The sequence below is a fragment of the Arsenicibacter sp. R0_47 genome (assembly GCF_057652235.1).
Genome location: NZ_JBYFCJ010000003.1, coordinates 532,947 through 556,801, shown reverse-complemented (window position 1 = coordinate 556,801; position 23,855 = coordinate 532,947). Strand labels below are relative to the sequence as shown.

22 protein-coding genes and 4 tRNA genes are annotated in these 23,855 nt (G+C 47.2%); all 26 read right to left on the bottom strand.

Annotated elements, in window-relative coordinates; all coding sequences use genetic code 11:
- Positions 1-81 precede the first annotated feature (81 nt).
- Positions 82-4,410 carry a DNA-directed RNA polymerase subunit beta' gene (gene rpoC / locus AC23NW_RS08455; protein WP_487448841.1) on the bottom strand — a complete coding sequence of 1,443 codons (4,329 nt, stop codon included), beginning with the start codon at positions 4,408-4,410 and terminating at the stop codon, positions 82-84.
- A 120-nt stretch (positions 4,411-4,530) separates the two neighbouring features.
- A complete protein-coding gene (gene rpoB / locus AC23NW_RS08450) occupies positions 4,531-8,376 on the bottom strand; it encodes a DNA-directed RNA polymerase subunit beta (protein WP_293844083.1) in 3,846 nt (1,281 codons plus the stop codon).
- A 264-nt stretch (positions 8,377-8,640) separates the two neighbouring features.
- Positions 8,641-9,024, bottom strand: a complete 384-nt coding sequence (gene rplL / locus AC23NW_RS08445) for a 50S ribosomal protein L7/L12 (RefSeq protein WP_293844086.1) — start codon at positions 9,022-9,024, stop codon at positions 8,641-8,643.
- A 114-nt stretch (positions 9,025-9,138) separates the two neighbouring features.
- Positions 9,139-9,672 carry a 50S ribosomal protein L10 gene (gene rplJ, locus AC23NW_RS08440; RefSeq protein ID WP_293844089.1) on the bottom strand — a complete coding sequence of 178 codons (534 nt, stop codon included), beginning with the start codon at positions 9,670-9,672 and terminating at the stop codon, positions 9,139-9,141.
- A 2-nt stretch (positions 9,673-9,674) separates the two neighbouring features.
- The gene (gene rplA, locus AC23NW_RS08435; protein WP_293844092.1) at positions 9,675-10,373 is read right to left on the bottom strand and encodes a 50S ribosomal protein L1; all 699 of its coding nucleotides are present in this window, start codon (positions 10,371-10,373) and stop codon (positions 9,675-9,677) included.
- Between the two features lie 21 nt (positions 10,374-10,394).
- The gene (rplK, locus tag AC23NW_RS08430; RefSeq protein WP_293844095.1) at positions 10,395-10,841 is read right to left on the bottom strand and encodes a 50S ribosomal protein L11; all 447 of its coding nucleotides are present in this window, start codon (positions 10,839-10,841) and stop codon (positions 10,395-10,397) included.
- 83 nt (positions 10,842-10,924) lie between these two features.
- Complete coding sequence (nusG, locus tag AC23NW_RS08425; RefSeq protein ID WP_293844098.1) at positions 10,925-11,482, bottom strand: transcription termination/antitermination protein NusG; 558 nt, start codon at positions 11,480-11,482, stop codon at positions 10,925-10,927.
- A 67-nt stretch (positions 11,483-11,549) separates the two neighbouring features.
- Entirely contained in the window at positions 11,550-11,741 is a 192-nt protein-coding gene (gene secE / locus AC23NW_RS08420) for a preprotein translocase subunit SecE (RefSeq protein WP_293844104.1), read from the bottom strand.
- Between the two features lie 15 nt (positions 11,742-11,756).
- Positions 11,757-11,827 (bottom strand) — tRNA-Trp (locus tag AC23NW_RS08415).
- A gap of 130 nt (positions 11,828-11,957) precedes the next feature.
- Positions 11,958-13,145 carry an elongation factor Tu gene (gene tuf, locus AC23NW_RS08410; RefSeq protein WP_293844101.1) on the bottom strand — a complete coding sequence of 396 codons (1,188 nt, stop codon included), beginning with the start codon at positions 13,143-13,145 and terminating at the stop codon, positions 11,958-11,960.
- A gap of 157 nt (positions 13,146-13,302) precedes the next feature.
- Positions 13,303-13,377: transfer RNA gene (locus tag AC23NW_RS08405), tRNA-Thr, on the bottom strand.
- A 76-nt stretch (positions 13,378-13,453) separates the two neighbouring features.
- Positions 13,454-13,526 (bottom strand) — tRNA-Gly (locus tag AC23NW_RS08400).
- Positions 13,527-13,590: 64 nt separating this feature from the next.
- Positions 13,591-13,673, bottom strand: a tRNA-Tyr gene (locus tag AC23NW_RS08395).
- Between the two features lie 157 nt (positions 13,674-13,830).
- Positions 13,831-14,868 (bottom strand): outer membrane beta-barrel protein, encoded by a 1,038-nt coding sequence (locus AC23NW_RS08390; RefSeq protein ID WP_487448839.1) that lies wholly within the window; start codon positions 14,866-14,868, stop codon positions 13,831-13,833.
- Positions 14,865-15,764, bottom strand: a complete 900-nt coding sequence (locus tag AC23NW_RS08385; protein ID WP_487448838.1) for a hypothetical protein — start codon at positions 15,762-15,764, stop codon at positions 14,865-14,867. The genes AC23NW_RS08390 and AC23NW_RS08385 overlap by 4 nt, the downstream gene beginning before the upstream one ends.
- Entirely contained in the window at positions 15,733-16,320 is a 588-nt protein-coding gene (locus AC23NW_RS08380) for an RNA polymerase sigma factor (protein WP_293834147.1), read from the bottom strand. Before AC23NW_RS08380 ends, AC23NW_RS08385 begins: the two co-directional genes overlap by 32 nt.
- Before the next feature lie 118 nt (positions 16,321-16,438).
- Positions 16,439-16,708, bottom strand: coding sequence for a DUF983 domain-containing protein (locus tag AC23NW_RS08375; RefSeq protein WP_293834148.1), 270 nt, complete (start codon positions 16,706-16,708; stop codon positions 16,439-16,441).
- A 52-nt stretch (positions 16,709-16,760) separates the two neighbouring features.
- The gene (locus AC23NW_RS08370; RefSeq protein WP_487448836.1) at positions 16,761-17,042 is read right to left on the bottom strand and encodes a hypothetical protein; all 282 of its coding nucleotides are present in this window, start codon (positions 17,040-17,042) and stop codon (positions 16,761-16,763) included.
- 11 nt (positions 17,043-17,053) lie between these two features.
- Positions 17,054-17,596 (bottom strand): DUF420 domain-containing protein, encoded by a 543-nt coding sequence (locus AC23NW_RS08365; RefSeq protein WP_487448835.1) that lies wholly within the window; start codon positions 17,594-17,596, stop codon positions 17,054-17,056.
- A 7-nt stretch (positions 17,597-17,603) separates the two neighbouring features.
- Positions 17,604-18,314: an SCO family protein gene (locus AC23NW_RS08360; RefSeq protein WP_487448834.1), complete on the bottom strand. Its 711-nt coding sequence runs from the start codon at positions 18,312-18,314 to the stop codon at positions 17,604-17,606.
- A 3-nt stretch (positions 18,315-18,317) separates the two neighbouring features.
- On the bottom strand, positions 18,318-18,644 hold the full coding sequence (locus AC23NW_RS08355; RefSeq protein ID WP_293834152.1) for a cytochrome C oxidase subunit IV family protein: 327 nt from the start codon (positions 18,642-18,644) through the stop codon (positions 18,318-18,320).
- Positions 18,645-18,662: 18 nt separating this feature from the next.
- Positions 18,663-19,436, bottom strand: a complete 774-nt coding sequence (locus tag AC23NW_RS08350; RefSeq protein ID WP_293834153.1) for a cytochrome c oxidase subunit 3 — start codon at positions 19,434-19,436, stop codon at positions 18,663-18,665.
- 15 nt (positions 19,437-19,451) lie between these two features.
- Positions 19,452-20,045 (bottom strand): cytochrome c oxidase subunit 3, encoded by a 594-nt coding sequence (locus AC23NW_RS08345; protein ID WP_293834154.1) that lies wholly within the window; start codon positions 20,043-20,045, stop codon positions 19,452-19,454.
- Between the two features lies 1 nt (position 20,046).
- Entirely contained in the window at positions 20,047-20,946 is a 900-nt protein-coding gene (cyoE, locus tag AC23NW_RS08340) for a heme o synthase (RefSeq protein ID WP_487448831.1), read from the bottom strand.
- 1 nt (position 20,947) lies between these two features.
- A complete protein-coding gene (locus AC23NW_RS08335; RefSeq protein WP_293834156.1) occupies positions 20,948-21,970 on the bottom strand; it encodes a COX15/CtaA family protein in 1,023 nt (340 codons plus the stop codon).
- Positions 21,945-23,831 carry a cytochrome c oxidase subunit I gene (locus tag AC23NW_RS08330; protein WP_487448829.1) on the bottom strand — a complete coding sequence of 629 codons (1,887 nt, stop codon included), beginning with the start codon at positions 23,829-23,831 and terminating at the stop codon, positions 21,945-21,947. The genes AC23NW_RS08335 and AC23NW_RS08330 overlap by 26 nt, the downstream gene beginning before the upstream one ends.
- Positions 23,832-23,855 lie beyond the last annotated feature (24 nt).

Sequence of the window (23,855 nt, the reverse complement as noted above, 5' to 3'; positions counted from 1 at the left end):
TATACAAATAAAGCCAGCCCGTTTCCAGGCTGGCTTTGTAATTTACTGCCAATCCGGCTCACCCTTTGATAAGCCTGCTGACTATACCGTTGCCCGGCGCTTGCTCCGTGAGAACTGCTCGCGGGATTCGGTAATGGTATCGTATTCTTCTTTCGAGCCGACAATCGTTTTCTGGTAACGGCGAACCCCTGTACCGGCCGGGATCAGGTGACCTACGATCACATTCTCCTTCAGACCTTCCAGCGTATCGTTCTTACCACGAATCGATGCTTCGCTCAAGACTTTCGTTGTTTCCTGGAACGAAGCTGCTGAGATGAAGCTTTCCGTACCCAGTGAAGCCTGCGTGATACCCATCAGCGTCGGCTGAGAAACCGCGGCCATGGCTTCACGAACGGTTACCGTCCGCAAGTCACGACGTTTCAGGCTTGAGTTCTCATCGCGCAGACGGCGGGCTGAGATAATCATACCTGGTTTCACGTTTTCTGAATCACCGGCGTCAACAACTACCTTCGCATCCATCACCTTGTCGTTTTCTTCGCGGAATGTCCACTTGTCAACAACCTGGCCTTCGAGGAAGTTTGTATCGCCTGAGTCGATGATTTCAACTTTCTGCATCATCTGACGCACGATGGCTTCGATGTGCTTATCGTTGATTTTTACACCCTGCAGACGGTATACTTCCTGAATCTCGTTCACCAGATATTCCTGTACGGCAGTCGGACCTTTGATGGCCAGAATGTCGCTCGGCGTGATAGCCCCATCCGACAGCGGATCACCGGCTTTCACGAAGTCGTTATCCTGAACAAGGATGAACTTCGACAGAGGCACCAGGTATTTCTTCTTGGTACCGTCTTTCGACTCAATATAGATTTCGCGGTTACCACGCTTGATCGTACCATATGTAACAACACCGTCGATTTCCGAAACGACCGCCGGGTTCGACGGGTTACGTGCTTCGAACAATTCTGTTACCCGTGGCAGACCACCCGTAATATCCCGTGTTTTACCAACGTTACGCGGAATCTTGGCCAGTGGCTGACCGGCTCTGATCTGCTGGCCTGATTTTACAACCAGACGCGCACCTACCGGAAGGTTGTAGCCTTTCTCGGTGATGTCTTCCAGCAGCGTACTCTTACCGCTCACCACGATAGCCGGGTTTTTCGTCTTATCACGGCTTTCGATGATCACCATTTCCTGGAAGCCTGTCTGTTCGTCAAACTCCTCGCGGTAGGTAATGCCATCTTCAATGGCGTCAAAGCTGATCGCCCCTGTCAGTTCAGACAGGATAACGGCGTTATATGGATCCCAAACGGCAAGCTCGTCGCCTTTCTTCACCATATCACCATCTTTCACGCGCAGGAATGCACCGTACGGTACGTTGTTGCTGATCAAAACCAGGTTACGGTCTTCGGCACTGACAATCCGGACTTCACCTGAACGACCCATCACAACAGTCTGAGAGTTACCTTCGTTGTCTTCCGATTCAACGGTACGCATCTCTTCAAACTCGATACGGCCGTCGAACTTCGCACGGATTGAGGCATCAACCGCAATGTTTGATGCCGTACCACCTACGTGGAATGTACGAAGTGTCAGCTGTGTACCCGGCTCACCGATTGACTGAGAAGCAATTACACCCACGGCCTCGCCGATATCAACGATCCGGCCTGTTGCCAGGTTACGGCCGTAGCATTTCGCACAAACACCTTTCTTCGACTCACAGGTCAGTACAGAACGGATTTCAACCGTTTCAAGACTGGTTTCGTCAATCTGGGCTGCAATTTCTTCCGTAATGATGTCGCCTGACGCAATGATCAGTTCTTTCGAGATCGGATCATACAGATCGTGAACCGTTACACGGCCCAGAATCCGCTCTGACAGTGGTTCAACGATATCTTCGTTGTCTTTCAGCGCTGAAATCTGCAGACCACGCAGTGTTCCACAATCGTCCTCAGAGATAATCACATCCTGTGCAACGTCATGCAGACGACGCGTCAGGTAACCGGCATCGGCTGTTTTAAGGGCCGTATCGGCAAGACCTTTACGGGCACCGTGCGTTGAGATAAAGTACTCCAATACGTCGAGGCCTTCTTTAAAGTTCGACAGGATCGGGTTTTCAATGATCTCACCAACCGAGCCCTGCAGGTTTTTCTGAGGCTTAGCCATCAGACCCCGCATACCACCTAACTGACGGATCTGCTCGCGCGAACCACGGGCTCCCGAGTGCATCATCATGAAGATTGAGTTAAACCCTTGCTGGTCTGACTCCAACTGCTTCATCAGTGTTTCGGTGATCCGTGAGTTAACACGTGTCCAGATATCAATTACCTGGTTATAGCGTTCGTTTTCCGTAATCAGACCCATCAGGTAGTTATCCCAAACGCCCTGTACCGACTGTTTCGCTTCCTCAATCAAGCCTTGTTTAGCTTCAGGAATCTTAACGTCGTTCAGACCGATTGACAGACCACCACGGAAGGCCATCTGGAATCCGAGTTCTTTAATTTCGTCAAGGAATGCTGCCGTTTTTGAACCACCCGCAATTTTAAAGATCAGGGCAATGATCTGCTGAAGTTTCTTCTTCGTCAGCAGTTCGTTGATGTACCCTACTTCTTTCGGTACTGACTGGTTGAACAACAAACGTCCGGCAACAGTCTCAATAAGTTTTGTCTCCAGCTCACCCTGCTCATTACGTACCTGAACCCGGCACTTAATGTTAGCGTGCTTCGACAATTTACCTTCATTGATCGCAATGATCACCTCTTCCGCCCCGTAGAATGTCATGCCTTCACCCGCAATCGGATACTCAGGTGTGCTGCGACGTCCTTTCGTTACGTAATACAGACCTAACACCATGTCCTGCGATGGTACGGTAATCGGTGCACCGTTGGCAGGGTTCAGGATGTTATGCGAGGCAATCATGAGCAGAGACGCTTCCAGAACGGCTTCCTGACCCAGCGGTACGTGAACCGCCATCTGGTCACCGTCAAAGTCGGCGTTGAAGGCCGTACACACAAGCGGGTGCAGCTGGATAGCCTTTCCTTCGATCAGCTTAGGCTGGAACGACTGGATACCCAGACGGTGAAGTGTAGGAGCCCGGTTCAGCAATACAGGGTGACCTTTCAATACGTTTTCCAGGATATCCCAGATAACCGGATCTTTGCGGTCAACGATCTTCTTCGCTGATTTTACCGTTTTCACAATACCCCGTTCGATCAGCTTGCGGATAATAAACGGCTTGAATAATTCAGCCGCCATATCTTTTGGCAGACCACACTCGTGCAGTTTCAGTTCCGGACCAACAACGATTACCGAACGGCCTGAGTAGTCAACACGCTTACCAAGCAGGTTCTGACGGAAACGTCCCTGCTTACCTTTCAGCATGTCTGACAGTGATTTCAGGGCACGGTTACCTTCTGAACGAACCGCGTTAACCTTACGTGAGTTGTCGAACAGTGAGTCAACAGCCTCCTGTAACATCCGCTTCTCGTTACGCAGGATCACCTCAGGTGCCTTGATTTCGATCAGACGCTTCAGACGGTTGTTCCGGATAATTACCCGGCGATACAGGTCATTCAAATCTGATGTTGCGAAACGGCCGCCATCCAGCGGGACAAGCGGGCGCAGTTCCGGCGGAATCACCGGCACCATCTTGATCACCATCCACTCAGGGCGGTTTTCAATACGGCCGTTGGCTTCGCGGAATGCCTCAACTACTTTCAGACGCTTCAACGCTTCTGCTTTCCGTTGCTGCGACGTATCCGTTGCAGCTGCGTGACGCAGGGAGTATGACAGCTCATCAAGGTTCAGGCGTGATAACAACATTTCCAGTGCCTCAGCCCCCATTTTGGCGATAAATTTCTGCGGATCTTTATCATCAAGATGTTGGTTGGTACCTGGCAGTTTGTCGATAATATCGAGATATTCGTCTTCAGTCAGGAAATCAAGTTCGTTGATACCATCAGCTTCCTTCACACCTGCCTGAACGACAACATACCGTTCGTAATAGATAATCTGGTCGAGTTTCTTAGTAGAAAGACCGAGCAAATAACCAATTTTGTTTGGTAAGCTCCGGAAGTACCAGATATGCGCAACGGGCACCACCAGTTCGATGTGTCCCATACGCTCACGGCGTACTTTTTTCTCGGTAACTTCCACCCCACAACGGTCGCAGATAATGCCTTTATAGCGAATCCGCTTGTATTTGCCGCAATGGCATTCCCAGTCTTTCACTGGCCCGAAGATCCGCTCACAGAACAAGCCGCCCATTTCAGGCTTATATGTCCGGTAGTTGATGGTCTCGGGTTGAGTTACCTCACCGTATGAACTCTCCAGAATCGACTCGGGCGATGCCAGACTGATCGTCACGCTCGCAAAATCGCTATTGAGTTTTTTGTTCTTTTTGAAGGACATTGGTTCGGTCCGCCGAAGCGGGAGTTTTATGTTTAAGGATAGAACGGATAATGCAGGAAGAGGAGGCAGAAAACAGGCAGTTGTTGCCCGTTTTCCGTCCTCCCTTTACCGGTATCTCCTTTATTCTAAAGTAATTTCAAGTGCAAGACCGCGCAACTCGTGTACCAATACGTTGAACGACTCCGGAATATTCGGCTTCGGCAGGTTCTCACCTTTTACGATTGCCTCATATGCCTTCGCACGGCCAACAACGTCATCGGATTTAACAGTCAGGATCTCCTGCAGGATGTTTGCCGCACCGAATGCTTCGAGGGCCCATACCTCCATCTCACCAAACCGCTGACCACCGAACTGTGCCTTACCACCCAGCGGCTGCTGCGTAATGAGGGAGTATGGTCCGATCGAACGGGCGTGCATCTTATCATCTACGAGGTGACCAAGTTTCAGCATGTAAATAATACCTACTGTTACCGGCTGGTCGAAGCGGTCACCCGTCAAACCGTTGTACAGATATGTACGACCGAATGATGGTAATCCGGCTGCGTCAAGCTCGGCTACAACCTGAGCCTCGGTAGCTCCGTCGAAGATCGGCGTAGCATATTTCCGGTTCAGTTTTTCACCGGCCCATGCCAATACCGTCTCGTAAATCTGTCCAAGGTTCATCCGGGAAGGTACACCAAGCGGGTTCAGAACGATATCCACCGGACGACCATCTTCCAGGAACGGCATGTCTTCATCACGGACAATCCGGGCAACAACCCCCTTGTTACCGTGGCGACCCGCCATCTTATCCCCTACTTTCAGCTTACGCTTCTTAGCAATATATACCTTCGCCAGTTTCACAATACCTGCCGGCAGTTCATCACCTACTTCAAGCGTAAAACGCTCACGTTTGAAGCGGCCGGTAATTTCATTACGGCGGTTGTTGTAATTCTTGATTAACTGAACAATCAGCTTGTTGGTATGCGTATCTTCCGTCCAGCCGTCAAGGTTCAGATCCAGCAACAGGTTCACCTCTTCCGCAACCGCATAACCACTTTCGTCGCGGTATGGGTTTTTGTCCGGGAACAGGTTCTCCGACACGTTGCGGCGGTTAAACTTAACGCCTTTGCTGACGATTTCGTCGCCAAACTTATGCCGCACGCCCTGGCTTGTTTTGCCTTCGAGCAGTTGCGTCAGTTTTTCGATCATCCGCTCGCGGATCGCAATCAGATCACGGCTGTAACGCTTCATCAGCGCCTTTACCTCGTCCTTATGCTTGCCACGGTCTTCTTTTGACGGACGCGCAAACAGCTTCGTATCGATCACAACACCTTTCAGTGAAGGCGGTGCTTTCTTCGAGGCATCTTTTACATCACCGGCTTTATCACCGAAGATGGCACGGAGCAGTTTTTCTTCCGGTGTCGGATCGCTTTCACCCTTTGGTGTAATCTTACCAATCAGGATATCGCCTTCCTTCACTTCAGTACCTACCCGTACAATACCATTTTCATCCAGGTTACGAACGGTTTCTTCGGATACGTTCGGGATTTCAGACGTTAATTCTTCTTCACCACGTTTTGTATCCCGTACTTCCAGTTCAAACTCTTCGATGTGAATAGATGTAAAGATATCTTCCCGAACAACTCGTTCAGAAATCACGATAGCATCCTCAAAGTTATATCCCTGCCAAGGCATGAACGCCACTTTCATGTTACGTCCAAGCGCCAGCTCGCCGCCCTGCGTCGCATACCCTTCACAAAGCACCTGACCTTTTTTCACCTTTTGATTCTTCAGAACAATCGGTTTCAGGTTGATGCATGTATCCTGGTTGGTCCGGCGGAACTTAATCAGGTTATATGTTTTCCGGTCTTCGTCGAAGCTAACAGCCAGTTCATCATGGCTGAGTTCATAGCGGACAACAATTTTCGTTGCATCCACAAACTCAATCATACCATCTGCTTCAGCGACTACCAGCGCACGTGAGTCAACGGCAACACGACCTTCCAGACCCGTACCTACAATCGGCGCCTGCGGGCGCAGCAGTGGCACAGCCTGGCGCTGCATGTTTGAACCCATCAACGCACGGTTGGCATCATCGTGCTCAAGGAATGGAATCATTGACGCCGCCACCGATACAATCTGGTTTGGCGCAATATCCATATAGCTCACATTGGTAGGCTCAGCCATCGGGAAGTCACCCTCAAAGCGCGACTTAATCCGGTCAACCTGGAACGTACCGTCATTATTGATCTGGGCGTTAGCCTGAGCAATGTAGTGTGAGTCTTCCTCTTCCGCAGTCAGATACATCACCGGCTTCTCCGGCGCAACTTTACCGTTCTCAATGACACGGTACGGCGTTTCGATGAAGCCCATGCTGTTAATCTTAGCATAGACACAAAGTGATGAAATCAGACCGATGTTCGGACCTTCCGGCGTTTCAATCGTACAGAGACGACCGTAGTGCGTATAGTGAACGTCACGAACCTCGAAACCGGCGCGCTCACGCGACAGACCGCCTGGCCCGAGTGCAGACATACGACGCTTGTGCGTCACCTCTGCCAGCGGGTTCGTCTGGTCCATAAACTGAGACAGCTGGTTGGTACCAAAGAACGAGTTGATAACCGAAGACAGTGTCCGTGCGTTGATCAGGTCAACCGGTTTGAAATCTTCGTTATCCCGCACGTTCATCCGCTCTTTGATTGTCCGGGCCATACGGGCCAGACCAACACCAAATTGCGCATATAATTGTTCACCTACAGTCCGTACACGACGGTTGCTGAGGTGGTCAATATCATCGACTACTGCCTTGGCATTGATCAGACCGATCAGATACTTCACGATCGACACGATATCCTGTGTCGTCAGCACTTTTGTATCCGAAGCGACATCAAGGCCAAGTTTTTTATTAATCCGGTAACGGCCTACATCCCCTAAATCATAGCGTTTGTCTGAGAAGAACAGGCTCTGAATGATTTCACGAGCGGTTTGTTCGTCCGGGGCATCGGCGTTACGTAACTGCCGGTAGATTTGCTCAACGGCCTCTTTTTCCGAGTTCGAGCTATCTTTCTGCAGCGTGTTATAAATGATATTGTAATCGGCCACATTCATGTCCTCCTTGTGCAGGATAACTGATTTCTGACCAGATTCAATAATCGTATCGATATCGTCAACCGAAATAACCGAGTCGCGCTCCATGAGCACCTCGTTGCGGCTGATTGATACTACCTCACCGGTATCTTCATCCACAAAGTCTTCTGTCCATGTACGAAGCACCCGTGCAGCCAGACGACGGCCGATGGCTTTCTTAACATTAGCCGGTGTCGCCGGAACCTCTTCGGACAAACCGAACAGGTCAAGAATGTCTTTATCAGAACCAAAACCAATGGCACGTAACAGCGTTGTAACCGGGAATTTCTTTTTCCGGTCAATATACGCGTACATGACGTTGTTTACGTCTGTTGAAAATTCAATCCATGATCCTTTGAATGGAATGATCCGCGCAGAGTAAAGCTTGGTACCATTTGTGTGCTTGCTCATCGAGAAGAACACACCTGGTGAACGGTGAAGCTGAGAAACAATTACCCGCTCGGCACCATTGATAACAAACGAGCCTTTTTCAGTCATGTAAGGGATATTCCCTAAGAACACTTCCTGCTCGATTGTTTCAAAGTCTTCGTTGTCGGGGTCATTATTTGACAGCCTCAGCTTTGCTTTGAGAGGCACTGAATAGGTCAGGCCGCGATCAATACACTCGTCAACGGAATACTTCGGCGGATCGACAGAGTAGTCAATAAACTCCAGTACGAAGTTTTCCCGTGAATCAGAGATTGGGAAATTTTCTTGAAACACCTTAAACAAACCCTCTTGTGAGCGGTGGTCAGATGGCGTATCAAGCTGGAAAAAATCTTTGAAGGATTTAATTTGAACATCCAGGAAATCCGGATATTCAATCACTGGCTGGATTGTCGCAAAGTTTTTGCGCATGCTGTTGTTTTTTGCGTTTGTAGCCAAGAATGTGAGCAAAACTGTATAACTTTACCCTGAGAATATTCGTTATAACTCCTGCTAAGGTAGTCATACAATGCCCCAGACGTCACCCGTCCCGAGGGGGCATAAAGGAACAACGTGCAGTAACTTAAAATAGTTTACTGACACGAACTTTCATAGACAAAAAAGCCTCCAAGCAGAAAAGACCTGACGTTGGCCAGGCCTCCTCTACTTGGAGTGATATCAGAAATAGGGCTGAAATTATTTAATTTCTACTTCAGCACCAGCTTCTTCCAGTTGTTTCTTCAGCGCTTCAGCTTCGTCTTTCGACACGCCTTCTTTCAAAGGCTTAGGAGAGCTGTCAACTAATTCTTTCGCTTCTTTCAGGCCCAGACCTGTCAGATCTTTAACCAGCTTCACAACAGCCAGTTTACCGGCACCCGGAGCCTTCAGGATCACGTCGAATGAAGTTTTCTCAGGAGCGGCTGCAGCAGCATCGCCACCACCTGCACCACCAGCTACCATTACCGGAGCAGCAGCAGCCGGTTCGATGCCATACTCATCTTTCAGGATAGCTGCCAGTTCGTTAACTTCTTTCACTGTCAGGTTTACAAGCTGCTCAGCGAACGCTTTCAAATCTGCCATTTTAGTATTCTTGATTAAATTGTTTTACGATTTTGTTAGATTTTGTGGCTTTCTTGTTTGAGCCACGAGTATTGTTTTGCACTGGTAAGAGCAGTACGACTGACTGTCTTACGCTTATGCTTCCTCGCGCTCTGAAAGCGTTTTGAGGATGCCGGCCAGTTTGCCGCCGCTGCTCTGAAGGGCTGAAAGCACATTCTTCGCAGGTGACTGCAGTAAGCCAACGATATCGCCGATCAACTCCTGACGGCTCTTCAGCGAGATTAATGTATCCAGCTGATCTGCGCCGATAAACAGGCTTGCATCGATCGAAGCTCCTTTTAGTTGCAGTTTATCATTCGTTTTACGAAACTCTTTGATCAACTGCGCCGGTGCTTTCTGGTTTTCAGCATGGAACATTACGCCCGACTGACCCTTCAGAACCGTATCGTTAAACGGAGTAAAATCCGCTCCGGCAACTGTTTCAAGTGCTTTTTTGATGAAGGTATTCTTCACCACTTTGTACTCGATACCACGTTCAAAGCACATGCGGCGGAGTTGGTTGACCTGGTCAACCGTCATGCCACTGGCTTCGGTGATATAGAAGAAAGGAATGGTCTGAAACTTCTGAGCCAATTCCTCAATGATTACTCCTTTTTCCTCCCGTGTCATGATTAAATTCCAACTACTGTGCTTTTGTCAATGATTACGCCCGGACTCATTGTGCTTGACAGGTGAATCGATTTTACGTAAGTACCTTTAGCCGATGATGGCTTCAGACGTAACAGCGTAGCGATGATTTCCTGTGCGTTTTCAGCAATTTTCTCCGGATCGAAAGATACCTTGCCAATGCTCGTGTGAATGATACCGGTTTTATCAACTTTGAAGTCGATTTTACCAGCTTTTACTTCACGTACAGCGTTGCCAACTTCCAGTGTTACCGTGCCCGATTTAGGGTTTGGCATCAAACCGCGCGGACCCAGAATACGTCCCAGACGACCAACTTTAGCCATGACGTTAGGCATCGTGATGATCACGTCTACGTCTGTCCAGCCTTTTTCAATCTTCTGAATATAGTCATCTAAGCCAACGAAGTCAGCACCAGCGTCTTTCGCTTCTTGCTCCTTGTCCGGTGTACAAAGTACCAGTACGCGAACCGTTTTACCTGTACCGTGAGGTAACGTAGCAACGCCACGAACCATCTGGTCAGCTTTACGCGGATCAACGCCCAACCGAACGTCAATATCTACGGAAGAGTCAAATTTCGTGTATGAAATCTGCTTCAGGATATCAGCAGCTTGCAGCAGCGAATATTCCTTGGCAGCATCATACTTCGATAAAGCTTCCTTTTGTTTTTTTGTCAACTTAGCCATGTCTCGTAAATTGCGTTTGGCTTACTGGTTGTCCCAGGGAGCGGTACCCGACACTGTGATCCCCATGCTGCGAGCTGTACCAGCGATCATGCGCATTGCAGACTCAACTGTAAAGCAGTTCAGGTCCGGCATTTTCGTCTCAGCGATTTGCTTTACCTGATCCCACGATACTGAACCAACCTTTGTACGGTTTGGCTGAGCTGAACCACCTTTAACCTTGGCTGCTTCTTTCAACAGAACGGGCGCCGGCGGAGTCTTGATTACAAAGTCAAATGTCTTGTCTTTGTAATAAGTAATCAACACCGGCAAGATCATGCCCATCTTATCCTGCGTACGGCCGTTGAACTGCTTGCAGAATTCCATGATGTTAAGACCTTTGGAACCCAGAGCCGGACCGATCGGAGGTGAAGGGTTAGCTTGACCGCCTTTTACCTGCAACTTTACGTAGCCACCTACTTCTTTTGCCATTTTCTTGTGTCTTTAAACAGACTCAATTTGTGTTTATCATTCCAGAGGGAAGCCTGAACAATAAACGGAAAACAAGGATTAACCTAGCTTTCTTTATCTACTTGTGCGTAACTCAATTCAACAGGGGTATTCCGGCCAAAAATCTTAACAACAACGTTTAATTTTTTACGGTCATCGAATACCTCTTCTACTGTACCAACGAAACCACTGAACGGTCCGTCAATTACCTTTACAGATTCACCTTTCAGGAACTGTACGGTTGGTGCGGCAACTTCCTGCGTTTCTTCATCCACTTTACCCAGAATCCGGTTAACTTCTGCCTGACGCAGTGGAACAGGTATCTTTGTGGTACCGCTTGTGTTGCCTAAAAAACCAAGAACACCGGGCATGTTTGTGATCAGGTCAAGCGCACGGTTATTTGACAGATCAGCCGAAATCAGGATATAGCCAGGGAAGAATGATTTTTCCCGAATGCGCTTCTTACCGTTACGCATTTCATATACCTTTTCTGCAGGAATTAATACCTGCGGAATAACTTCGTCTAACTTTTGCCGAATAATTTCGTTATCCAGGTAGGATTTAATTTTTTTCTCCTGCCCTGATACCGCCCGGATGACATACCAATTAATGCCGTTGCTCATAATAATGTTGATTTTGGACTTACGATTACCGCGTTAATACACCCGTAACCGTTATTCGTAAATCAGTTTAGAACGACTGATAAAAGGCATTCAGTGCATTCTCAAACAAGAAATCGATCAGACCAACGACCATCGCAAAAACTAATGAAGCCACTAGAACCAGAGTAGAACTGGCCTGTAGCTCACTAAATTTTGGCCAAGTGACATTGTGCTGAAACTCCTCCCAGGAGTCTTTCAGAAACGAAATAAACTTGTCCATCTGTAAAAGGATTTGCACGGGTGGAGAGATTCGAACTCCCATCAACGGTTTTGGAGACCGCTATTCTACCCTTGAACTACACCCGTAGATTGTGAAGAAAGCCGGTAGAAATCTCTTTCCTCTTATATTGCCCGTTGAAACGGACTGCAAAATTACTAATTAATTATAAAAAAACAAGTGCACCATCTTTCGATAATGCACTTGTTTCAAATAATATTATTCGATGATCTCAGTTACCTGACCGGCACCTACAGTACGGCCACCTTCGCGGATCGCGAAACGAAGACCTTTCTCCATAGCGATCTGGTTGATCAGCGTTACTTCGATAGTGATGTTATCACCAGGCATAACCATCTCTACGCCATCCGGCAATTTGATCTCGCCAGTTACGTCAGTTGTACGGAAGTAGAACTGAGGACGGTATTTGTTGAAGAACGGCGTGTGACGGCCACCTTCTTCTTTTGACAGAACGTAAACCTCAGCTTTGAATTTAGCGTGTGGTTTTACTGAGTTTGGCTTACAGATAACCATACCACGACGGATATCGGTTTTCTCAATACCACGCAACAGAAGACCTACGTTGTCACCAGCTTCACCACGGTCCAGAATTTTCCGGAACATTTCAACACCAGTTACAACTGACTTCAGGTTCTCAGCGCCCATACCCAGGATTTCAACCTGCTCGCCTGAGTTGATGATACCACGCTCGATACGGCCAGTTGCAACAGTACCACGACCAGTGATCGAGAATACGTCTTCGATTGGCATCAGGAATGGCAGATCAGTCTGACGTGGAGGAAGTGGAATGAAGCTATCAACAGCAGCCATCAGCTCGTCGATTGTAGCAACCCATTTCGCGTCGCCATTCAGACCACCCAGTGCAGAACCCTGGATAACCGGAATGTTGTCACCGTCGAATTCATAGAAGCTCAACAGTTCGCGGATTTCCATTTCTACCAGTTCAAGCAGTTCCGGATCATCCACCATGTCCACTTTGTTCATGAACACAACCAGCTGAGGTACACCTACCTGACGGGCAAGCAGGATGTGCTCACGCGTTTGTGGCATCGGACCGTCAGTTGCAGCAACTACCAGGATAGCACCGTCCATCTGAGCGGCACCAGTAACCATGTTTTTCACATAGTCAGCGTGACCAGGACAGTCGACGTGTGCGTAGTGACGGTTAGCAGTCTGGTATTCTACGTGAGAAGTATTGATGGTAATACCACGTTCTTTCTCTTCAGGTGCATTGTCAATTGAGGAGAAGTCCCGAACTGCGGCTAGACCTTTTTCCGCCAAAACTTTCGTAATGGCAGCCGTCAGCGTCGTTTTGCCGTGGTCAACGTGACCGATTGTACCGATGTTTACGTGCGGTTTGGAGCGGTCAAAGTTCTCTTTTGCCATGTTTAAAAACGTTAAAAAACGCTTAAAGAATTAACTATTAGTTTATTTTTGAATTTGCTGAGAAACAAGAAAGTGCCCTGATGAGCACTTTTCCGTAGGCCTGAGCAGAACATTTTACTGTTCTTCCCGAACGGGGCAAATCAACGCGTCCGATGGCTGGAGCCTTCTATCGGATTTGAACCGACGACCTCTTCCTTACCAAGGAAGTGCTCTACCCCTGAGCTAAGAAGGCGAACATAAAAATGTACAATGTATAATGATTAATGAGTAGCATTTTTCATTTTACACTGTACAACTTTTTGTCGTAGAGCGGGAGACGAGGTTCGAACTCGCGACCTATAGCTTGGAAGGCTATCGCTCTACCAACTGAGCTACTCCCGCATTTATGTCTGCTTCCGGTTTTCCGACTGTTTAGTACTATCACCGCCGGACAGTAAAAGCGTTGTGGGGAGTGGAGGATTCGAACCTCCGAAGGCGTACGCCAGCAGATTTACAGTCTGATCCATTTGGCCACTCTGGAAACTCCCCTGCTCTTTTTATTCGTATTTCCAACCCGCGTTCCGGTTTGGAGTTGCAAAATTACACGGTTTTAGCCTTTTGTCAATATCCAGCTCAAAAAAAATGTTTTCATTTCCAACATTTTTTTTGAGCATGCCCTTTGCTTCTCGCACAAATTTACTGTCTATCAGAGACTTACACCAAAACTAAGTCCTCGTACATCAGGTCCTTTTCCAGACTGAAATACAGGATTTAACTCATACTTAACAAAAAGGTTCGTTCTAACGATCCCTAACTGAGCCATGAGCCCGTAACGCAGATCATTGGTGTAATAGCGGTCATGATCCCGTTTTTTTGATCCGTCTTCGAACTTAATTTTTGAATAGCTGTCTACCCTATAACCGGCATAGGCACCCAGTCCGATGTGCAGTATTTTTTTCCCGGATTCATTGTAAAAACTCACTCTGGGTACAATTGGTAACTGAACATTACAAACTGTAAGCTTCGTACGCTTTACTGCCTCCTGAATATCCACAAACTGAAGTTGTGCCGGCCCTTTCTGAACGGTTACATCATTCTCAAATGAGTAGTTATTCCAGGCTACCTCAATACCGTACTGCAGACTTAAACGGGCTTTCTTTCCTTTAATGAGCGTTGGCCGCTGTCCTATTCCGAGTGCAAAATAGCGCGAACCCAGTGGCTTCAGATCATAACGGTTTGATGGATAGGCTGCCGTTTCCGTTTCTGTCAACAGTGTATTTAACCCGATCTGGAAGCTCGTAAATGAGTTCAGGCTTGTGGCTTTTTTGCGGGCTTTTTCAGCTTTACTATCGCTAACTTCCCGGCTTTTCTGAGATGTCTGTGAGCTACTCTTTATACTATCTCTGTCCGCTTTTATCGTTACACTGATCCTGCCTTTATCTTTGGTTACCACAATCACCGTATCGCGCAGATACCGCTGACCATTGGCTCCTTCAATCGTGATTCTGGCCTCCTGTCCGTCCGGAATCGAATCCAGCTTGGCTCCCATATCACGGATTACCTTGTTCAGATCATAGTTAGCCAGTGCTTTTATACCTGCCTTATCCGGTGCATGGATGACAATTCTGGTTTTATTTGCGAACTGAATGACCAGTGAATCCGCCACACTACCCGATTTCGCCAGTACGCCGGCTCCGTGCAGGATACAAATCAGGCCGACAACCAGTGAGCTATATACTTTCATTGTTTACTTGCTTTTTTTGTCTCCAGACTCTGTCTGACGTTACCATATAACCTTGAAATAAGACCTGCGTCCTCTTCATCTCCTGCTTCACCCTTATATGCCAGTGCTTCTCCGCTTTTTATCCTTTTCAGCTTCTTAAACAGTTTACTGGCTTTTGACAAACCTTCGTCCTCTGCGTTTTCCTGCTGACTAAGCGCTTCTCGTTGAATTATTCCGCCTGCCTCACCGGCTTTGGGTATCGTCTGCACAGGCGTATTGATTACAACAACCAGTTTCCGCTCCACAGACTCTTCAGTAATTCCCGGTTTCAGTGATTCTACGGTCATTGGCTTTACTGTCTCCGGTACGGCTGCCGGCAGTTTCTCCACAGGTATCGAAACCTTTGCCACCGCTTTGTTCTCTTCCGGCACCGGCCCTTTAACCGGCTGCGGGATACCAGTAACCTCAGGTTGAGGCATAATAACTCCCTGTCGGGATATTTCAGTGCTGGTTCCTGCTTTATCGGCCACCTTTTTAGCTTGTCTTCCGGACTCATTTTCAGCAAGTGTTGTCTCGGTATTCACCGCTAAAGGCATTTTGTCAGGCGCCGGCAAGCTTGTTGCCGTACGTGGCTTACTGGTTATACCGGTTTCATTCGCCTTTTCAGTAATTACCGCCACTGCCGGTTTTCCGGTTTCATTTGTCGGATACAGCTTCCAGCCAATTCCGCCTGCCAGCACAACACAGGCTGCCGCAGCGGCATACCGATACCATACGGGCACAATCCTCGCCGTCCTGTCATTTCCCAGACGATGCTGCAGTTCGTCCCATGACTTTGCCCCTGGTGTAATCGACATATCGCCTAGCTTACGGGCAAACAGGTCATCAATTGGCTGTTTTTCTGTATGCTTCTTCATAGTGATATTCCTGAATTTTCTTTAAACCTGCCTGTAATAATGAGCGTGCGCGGCTTAACTGTGATTTTGAGGTGCCTTCGCTGATTTTAAGCATCTCAGCGATTTCGGCATGTGAATAACCTTCAATGGCATACAGGTTAAATACTGTCCGGTAGCCATCCGGCAATTGATTTACTAACCGCATTAGTTCCTCCGATTCCAGCGATGTTTCAGCCCAGTCATAATCCGGTTCGGCGCCCATTTCATCAATCGGGATTTCCTGACGCCATGCCTTCTTTTTCCGTAAAAACATCAATGATTCGGTCACCATTACCCGTTTCATCCACCCTTCAAAACTTCCTTCTTCTCTGAACTGATCAATTTTTTCATAGATTTTCATGAATCCATCGATCATCACCTCTTCCGCATCAGCCCTGTTGGCAACATAACGAACGCATATTGCCAACATTCTACCCGAATATCGCTCATAAACCACCTTCTGGGCACGGGCTTCCCCACGCTTCAAAGCTGTTACGAGTTTAGCTTCTGTCGGATAAAAAGGTATAATTCTTAACATAACGCTGCTTTACCGTCCGTTTGTTATCAAGATGCTCAATCTTCCCCGTAAGGTTGCATGGGCATCCGTTTTTTTATAAAAAAAGCCGGAGTCGTTAGTAACTCCGGCTTCTCACTATTTATAAGTCAGGTCTGTATCGGATACCTGCCACAAAATGCAACCATACGATCCTTGATATTCTGAAATTAACCGGCGCGATCAGCAGCATGATGGGCACAATCACACCAACATAAACCCATCCGTCCGGATCACCGGCAAAATAGAAGAGCGTGAATGCAGTTAATAGGGCAATCGCTCCGGATATCGCATAGCTTACATACATAGCTCCATAGAAGTACCCAGGTTCTATTTCGTACCGTAGTCCGCAATGCGGACAATGTGTATGCATGTCATCAAAGCGTTTCAGATTATAGAATGGGGCAGCAAAGATCTTACCCTTTCTACAGGCGGGACATAGCCCCTCTGACACGGCTTGTAATTTCGAGACGTTTTGCATATTCTTTCCGGCTGTTCCGGTACCACACAAATGCTACTATTCCCACCATCAGGTATGGAATTGCCAGCAAATAGATAATGCCGAAGTTCAAATCAGATGCGACAACACTGCGGCCATTGCTAACCGTACTCTCTACTGTCCCACGGCACATGGCACACTGTGCTGATGCTGACAGATTAGCGGCTAATATGATAACTGCCGATAAGAAAACTGTTATTCGTTTCATGGCTATCAATATTAATGCAAGTAATATGGTTTAATCAGTAAATAAACAATTACCCCCGTTGTACTGACATATAGCCAGATCGGGTAAGCCCATCTTACTACTTTCCGGTGACGTTCGTACTGACCCGATGTAGCAAAATACACCGCCTTCAGCACAAACCATACGACTACCACTGATAACACAATGTGTGATATTAACAGAAAATAGTAAACCGGACGGATGGCTCCTTCCCCGCCAAATGGCGTTGATTCATTTGACAGGTGGTACAGCACGTAACTTACCAGAAAGACCGAACCGAGTGTAAAGGCGGCTAACATGGTTTTCCGGTGGGCTTCAATTTTACGCTGTCTGATAAATATCAGCCCGAAAATCAGCAGTACAGATGTCAGTGAGTTGATCACTCCATTCACATGAGGCAACCAGGTTGTCCATGCTCCAAGGTCAACTTTTTGCCTGATTCCGAGCAATACGGCCACCGCAACCGGAATGGCAATGGCTAAGATGTTTATCAATCGGTTGGCTTTTTGCTCTTTTTCCGTTTGAATTGCTTCCATAGCAGGTTTATTGTTTGCTGTAGATATCCAGCAGGACACGTGTTTCCAGAATCAGCCGATCAACATCTTCTTTATCTGTACCATCGTAAAATCCTCTGATATATCCTTGTTTATCCACTAACACAACTTTTTCGGTGTGAATAAAAGTTTCGTCCGGCTTTCCGTAATCAAGTCCTTTGTCAACAACCGGCAAAAAATACCCATGCTGCGCCAACGTATATATCTGCGCTTTATCACCGGTCAGGAAATACCATTTTCCGGTAATGGCGTCATATTTTTTCGCATAGGCCTGCATAATTGCCGGTGTATCATGCAACGGATCTACCGAAAATGACAATAGCCTGATACTACTCTGGTCCCGGAATACTTCCTGTATACGGCTGAGCTGCGTTGAAATTTTCGGACAAATGGTACCGCACCGCGTAAAGAAAAATGCCGCGATGTGGATTTTATCTTTCACCAGATCGCTGGTTACCGGCTGTCCGCTTTGATCAATCAGGTTAAACGTACTGACTTTCCGGAAAAGGGTATCTTCTACTTCCTGGCCAAAATCATTGATTTGCCGGCCGCGCATCGGTTCGCCGGTTGTTGAATCAATAACCGGTATGTATTTTCTGAGTTTATAGTGATTTTCACTTAAACCTTTCAGGGCGATATAAAACAAAGCCGGGACCGCCAGCACAACTAGCAGGATCCCGGCTTTAAACTGTTTAGACATAGTTTAACGGACCATGAAGATAGATTCTCCTTCGATCAGCAATGCAACCAATAACCAGACAACGAACATGCATGGAAGCAGAACAGCCCAGATCAGGCTTTTTACTTCGTGCTTCAGGTGCATAAACTCGCCTACGATGTAAAACGCCTTAACAATGGTTAACCCAATAAAAATAGACGTCTTGAATGGTCCTGTATGAATCGTAAAAGCAATCAGGAACTCCAGTGCCGTAATTGCACCAAGAATATAAAATGTTTTCCAGATCGCTTTAGTCTGTGGAGGTGCAATTTCCACCTCTTCGTGATCATGTGTGTAGTTATGACCTGCCATGTTTCAGAATATCGTCAATTAAACAAGATAGAAGAAGGTAAATACGAATACCCAGACAAGGTCTACAAAGTGCCAGTACAGACCAACTTTTTCAACCATTTCATAGTGTCCGCGACGGGCATACAGGCCTGTTGCAGTACGGTAGAAAATCAGGATATTCAATACAACTCCACTGAATACGTGTGTACCGTGGAACCCTGTAATAAAGAAAAACAAATCAGCAAATGCAGCCGGACCGTATTCATTTTCGGTCAGATTTGCCCCGAAAATTGTACGTACGTCACCAGTCAGTACGTCCGTTATCAGACGTCCTTTTTCGGTTCCGTGAATAAAGTGGCTCCACTCCCATGCCTGACAGCCCAGGAATGCGAAACCGCCGATAATCGTCCAGAGCATGTATTTCTCAACAGAGGCGCGGTCCATACGGTGACCGGCTTCTACCGCCAATACCATGGTTACGCTGCTAAAGATCAGGATAAAGGTCATGATACCCACAAAAACCAGCGGGAGATCAACACCATGCAGGAACGGTACTGAGTTATAGACCTTCTCCGGAATCGGCCAATAAAGGTCTGAGAACTGAAATGCTCCATGTACTGCCGGATCATAGGCCGGGAAGCTGAAGCGAATTAAGCCATACGTTACAAGTAAGGCTGAAAAGGTAAAGGTATCTGATAACAGGAAAAACCACATCATCAGTTTACCGTAGCTTACCCTCATAGGCTCAACCCCACCCATCCAGGATTTCTTGTCGAACACTTCGGTTGAATCCGTCGTTACAGTAGCCGCCATGCGTCAGAAATTAAATCAATGAAAATAGATCAAAAACAGGAATAAATAAATCCAAAGAATGTCAAGGAAGTGCCAATACGTTGCCGCAATCTCAATCTGATCTAAGCTTTTTGCATGGACACGAAGCTGAAATGATGCTTTCAGTGCAAATAACAGAACAATTAGTCCTGAAATCAAGTGAAAGGCATGTAATCCTGTAAATACATACATAAAGGACCCGGCCGGGTTGCCAACAAAGAAAACTTTTTGATCAACCAGTTGGACCCAACCTTGAAACTGCATGTATAAAAAGGCCATTCCGGCTACAAAAGTAATAGTTATTGCCGTCTTCAGTGTGTTGAACCGATCTTTTTTTGCAGCCCAGTATGCCCAGTGAATCGTTAAACTACTTACAATTAACACTGCTGTACTGTACCCAAAAACAGGTGGAATATCATATTCCAGCCAGTTACCTTCGGCACGCCGCACCAGATAGGCACTTGTCATGGCGGCAAAAAGCATGATGATACTTACAATGAACAGCCACAGAATAAACTTCCGCGGATTCATCGATAATGTTTCCTCAGGCTCCTGCTCAATGAAATTTACGCTTTCTAACTCCTCATTCATGTCAAATCTTGTCTAGAACGTAAACAATCTGTACGATTGGCAGGTACAAAAATGACCCGAACATTAATATTAACGCATTTTTGTCAGTCCCCTGCCGAACCAGCCGCAGATTAAGGTATAGGAAAGCAATACCGCAAATCGTTGTTACCCACGCAGCAATTTCGCCGGTAAACCCTAATTGTGTCGGCAGTATGCCTAACGGTAATAATACCATCGTAAACACCATCACAATCAGTGCTGTTTCTAACGATTTCGGCTTGTTTAATGGTAATAACCGGAAACCGGCCTTTTTGTAATCTTCATCCAGTACCCAGGCAATTGCCCAGAAATGCGGAAACTGCCACACAAACTGTACAGCAAATAACACCAGCGCTTCCAGGTCAATAACTCCTTTTGCCGCAACGATACCGATCAACGGTGGTAATCCACCGGGAATTGCTCCCACAAATACAGCAATTGGTCCAACCCGTTTCAATGGTGTATAGGCGAAACTATACAGCAGATAGGAGATAAACGAAATGGCAGCAGTCAACGGATTGTAATACAGGGCCTGTATCAGAATACCGATAAACAGCAGGATTGCGGCAAACCATAAGGCATTCCGTTTACTCAGCCTTCCTGACGGCAGCGGCCGCTGGCCGGTACGCTTCATCATCCGGTCAAGCTCAATTTCGAGTACTTGATTAGTCGCATTGGCTGCTCCGGTAATCATCAGACCGCTCACGCTGAAGAGCAGAATCATTCCTGCCTGGTAATCCTGTTCTACGCCTAGCATATAACCCAGCGCTCCGGATAAACCCACAATTACTGCCAGTCTGAGTTTCAACAGTTCAATATAAGCCTTGAACTTTGCTCTCCACTTTTGCCGCGATGACTCTACCTGCTCCTCAACCGTAATCATATTATGCGAACGCTTTTCCCGGATTTGTCCGGCTATCATAAATTGCGGGAAAGAACCTCTCCCGATTTAATAACAAAATCATCACAAATTGAATCCCCAATGTGATCACCGATAAGGTGAGGTGCATTGGCTGGCCAAATGCAGGCATACCGAAATATGCCAGTAATATGCCCGTAGCAATCTGTGCAATTGTTAAACCGACTATGGCATTCCCTAATGTCTGCACCAGTCCACGGACCTGCTGCCGGCGCAGATTCCAGTACCAGACCAGTTGTGACAGTACCACAATCCAGGTAAATGACCGGTGGATTATAAACTTAATCCCAAGATGATCCGCCCATTCACCCCTTCCGGCTTCTCCGAGCCGTTCAGCTACATAATCTACTTCCTCGCGGACCTGTGTGCCCAGGAGTATCTGTACCAGCAGGACCAGTGACCCGATAACCAGAAACCGGTTAATCAGTTCACGTCGCTTCAGGCTGGCAATCTCAACCACACTTGAGTAGGACCTCGCTGTTACGTACAACAATATGCCTACGATAACAATCGATAACAGCATATGCAGCGTGATAATCCACGGGGCAAGCACGTTTGAAACGACTTTGGCACCTAACCACCCTTCAAAGCCAACCAGCAAAAATGCAGTAAAGCTGAGAACTGTGATTGTTCTGTCCTTTTTCCAGAAACGGATTGATGTAATGAAGGTAAGGAAGATAAAAATACCCGTTAATACGCCTAAAAGACGGTTCAGGTACTCAATCCAGGTTTTTACAGGGTTGAATGCAGTATTGGCATATCCTCTGTGACTGTAAATCTCCTGGTAATTTGAGGGAAGTTGCGATACGTCCGTTGGAGGTACCCATTGCCCGAAGCATCGGGGCCAATCCGGACAGCCCATTCCGGAGCCTGTTCCTCTAACGATACCACCTGCCAGAATAACCAGGTAGATGATAATAACGGTTAGAAGAGCCAGTCTCCGGAACTGCTGTTCCTTCTTATTAGTGAGGTTGACGGAACTGGTCATTTAAGTTTTCGGCCTCCTCAATCTCTTTCTCGAATGCGATCAGCTCATTTTCATGAGGCAGGTTCGATTCCGGAGTCTGAGAATATGGAACGGTTTGAGGGATGAAATCATCCGCTGCACCAGGTTTGCTGTAATCATAAGGCCAGCGATACACAGCTGGGATTTCTCCCGGCCAGTTGCCGTGACCCGGCTCGACAGGTGTTGTCCACTCCAAGGTGTTTGACTTCCATGGGTTCTGCGGTGCCTTGCGGCCACGGAACAGGCTATAGAAGAAGTTGAACAGGAAGATGAACTGGGCACCAAACGATACAATGGCTGCAATTGAAATAAACGCATTCAGGTCTGTAAAGATGGTTTTCGTCCATTCGTAGCTTGTGAAAGCATAGTAACGGCGTGGGAAACCAGCGATACCTGTATAGTGCATCGGGAAGAATACGCAGTATATACCGGCAAATGATAACCAGAAGTGAATGTAGCCAAGCTTTTCATTCATCATGCGGCCAAACATTTTAGGGAACCAGTGGTAAACACCCGCCAGTAGACCAAATGCAGACGAAGCACCCATTACTAAGTGGAAGTGAGCAACTACAAAGTACGTATCGTGTAGCTGAATATCAAGCGCTGAGTTACCCAGAATCAGACCGGTTACACCACCTGAGATAAAGAAGGATACCAGACCAATTGAGAACAACATCGCCGGCGTGAACCGGATGTTACCGCGCCACAATGTTGTAATGTAGTTGAACGCTTTTACCGCAGACGGTACCGCAATGATCAGTGTCAGGAACATGAAAATTGAGCCCAGGAACGGGTTCATACCCGTCACGAACATGTGGTGTGCCCATACGATAAAGGCCAGGAATGCAATACCCAGCATTGAGGCAATCATAGCACGGTAACCGAAAATCGGTTTACGTGAGTTTGTCGCAATAATTTCTGATGTGATACCTAATGCAGGAAGCATTACGATATAAACCTCAGGGTGACCCAGGAACCAGAACAAGTGCTGGAACAGAATCGGGCTGCCGCCAACGTTTGGCAGGGCTTCACCATTGATGTAAATTTCTGACAGGTAAAAGCTTGTTCCGAAGCTACGGTCAAAAATCAGCAGCAGGGCCGCTGAAAGCAGAACCGGGAATGAAATCAGACCCAGTACAGCTGTCAGGAAGAACGCCCAGATTGTTAGTGGCAGCTTGCTGAATGTCATACCACGTGTACGCAGGTTAATAACCGTTGTAATGTAGTTAATACCACCCAAAAGCTGTGATACAATAAAGAGCGCCATACTCACCAGCCATAGTGTCATACCCAGACCTGAACCAGGGTTAGCCTGTGGTAAGGCACTTAATGGCGGATAAACTACCCAACCGCCACCGGCTGGACCTGTTTCAATCAGCAGAGAGGCAAACATAATCACACCAGCAATAAAGAAGAACCAGTATGAGAGCATGTTCAGGAAGCCTGATGCCATGTCACGCGCACCTACCTGAAGCGGAATCAGGAAGTTAGAAAATGTACCACTCAAACCTGCTGTCAATACAAAGAATACCATGATGGTACCGTGCATTGTTACTAAGGCAAGATAAAAATTGGGGTCAAGCTGATTAGACTCGTTTATCCATTCGCCGAGAATTGGCTTCAACCAACCCATGCTCATTTTAGGAAAACCTAACTGAAGCCGGAATATAATTGACATACCGATCCCGATTACTGCCCACAAAATACCTGTAATCAGGTATTGCTTCGCAATGGTCTTGTGGTCTTCCGAGAAAACGTATGTTCGCCAAAAACTTTGTGGCTCATGGTGATCGTGCTCATGTGTGTGAGCGTCATGCACCAGGCTTGTGTCGACAGTCGCCATCGTTATTGGTTTAGTTAAGTTAAG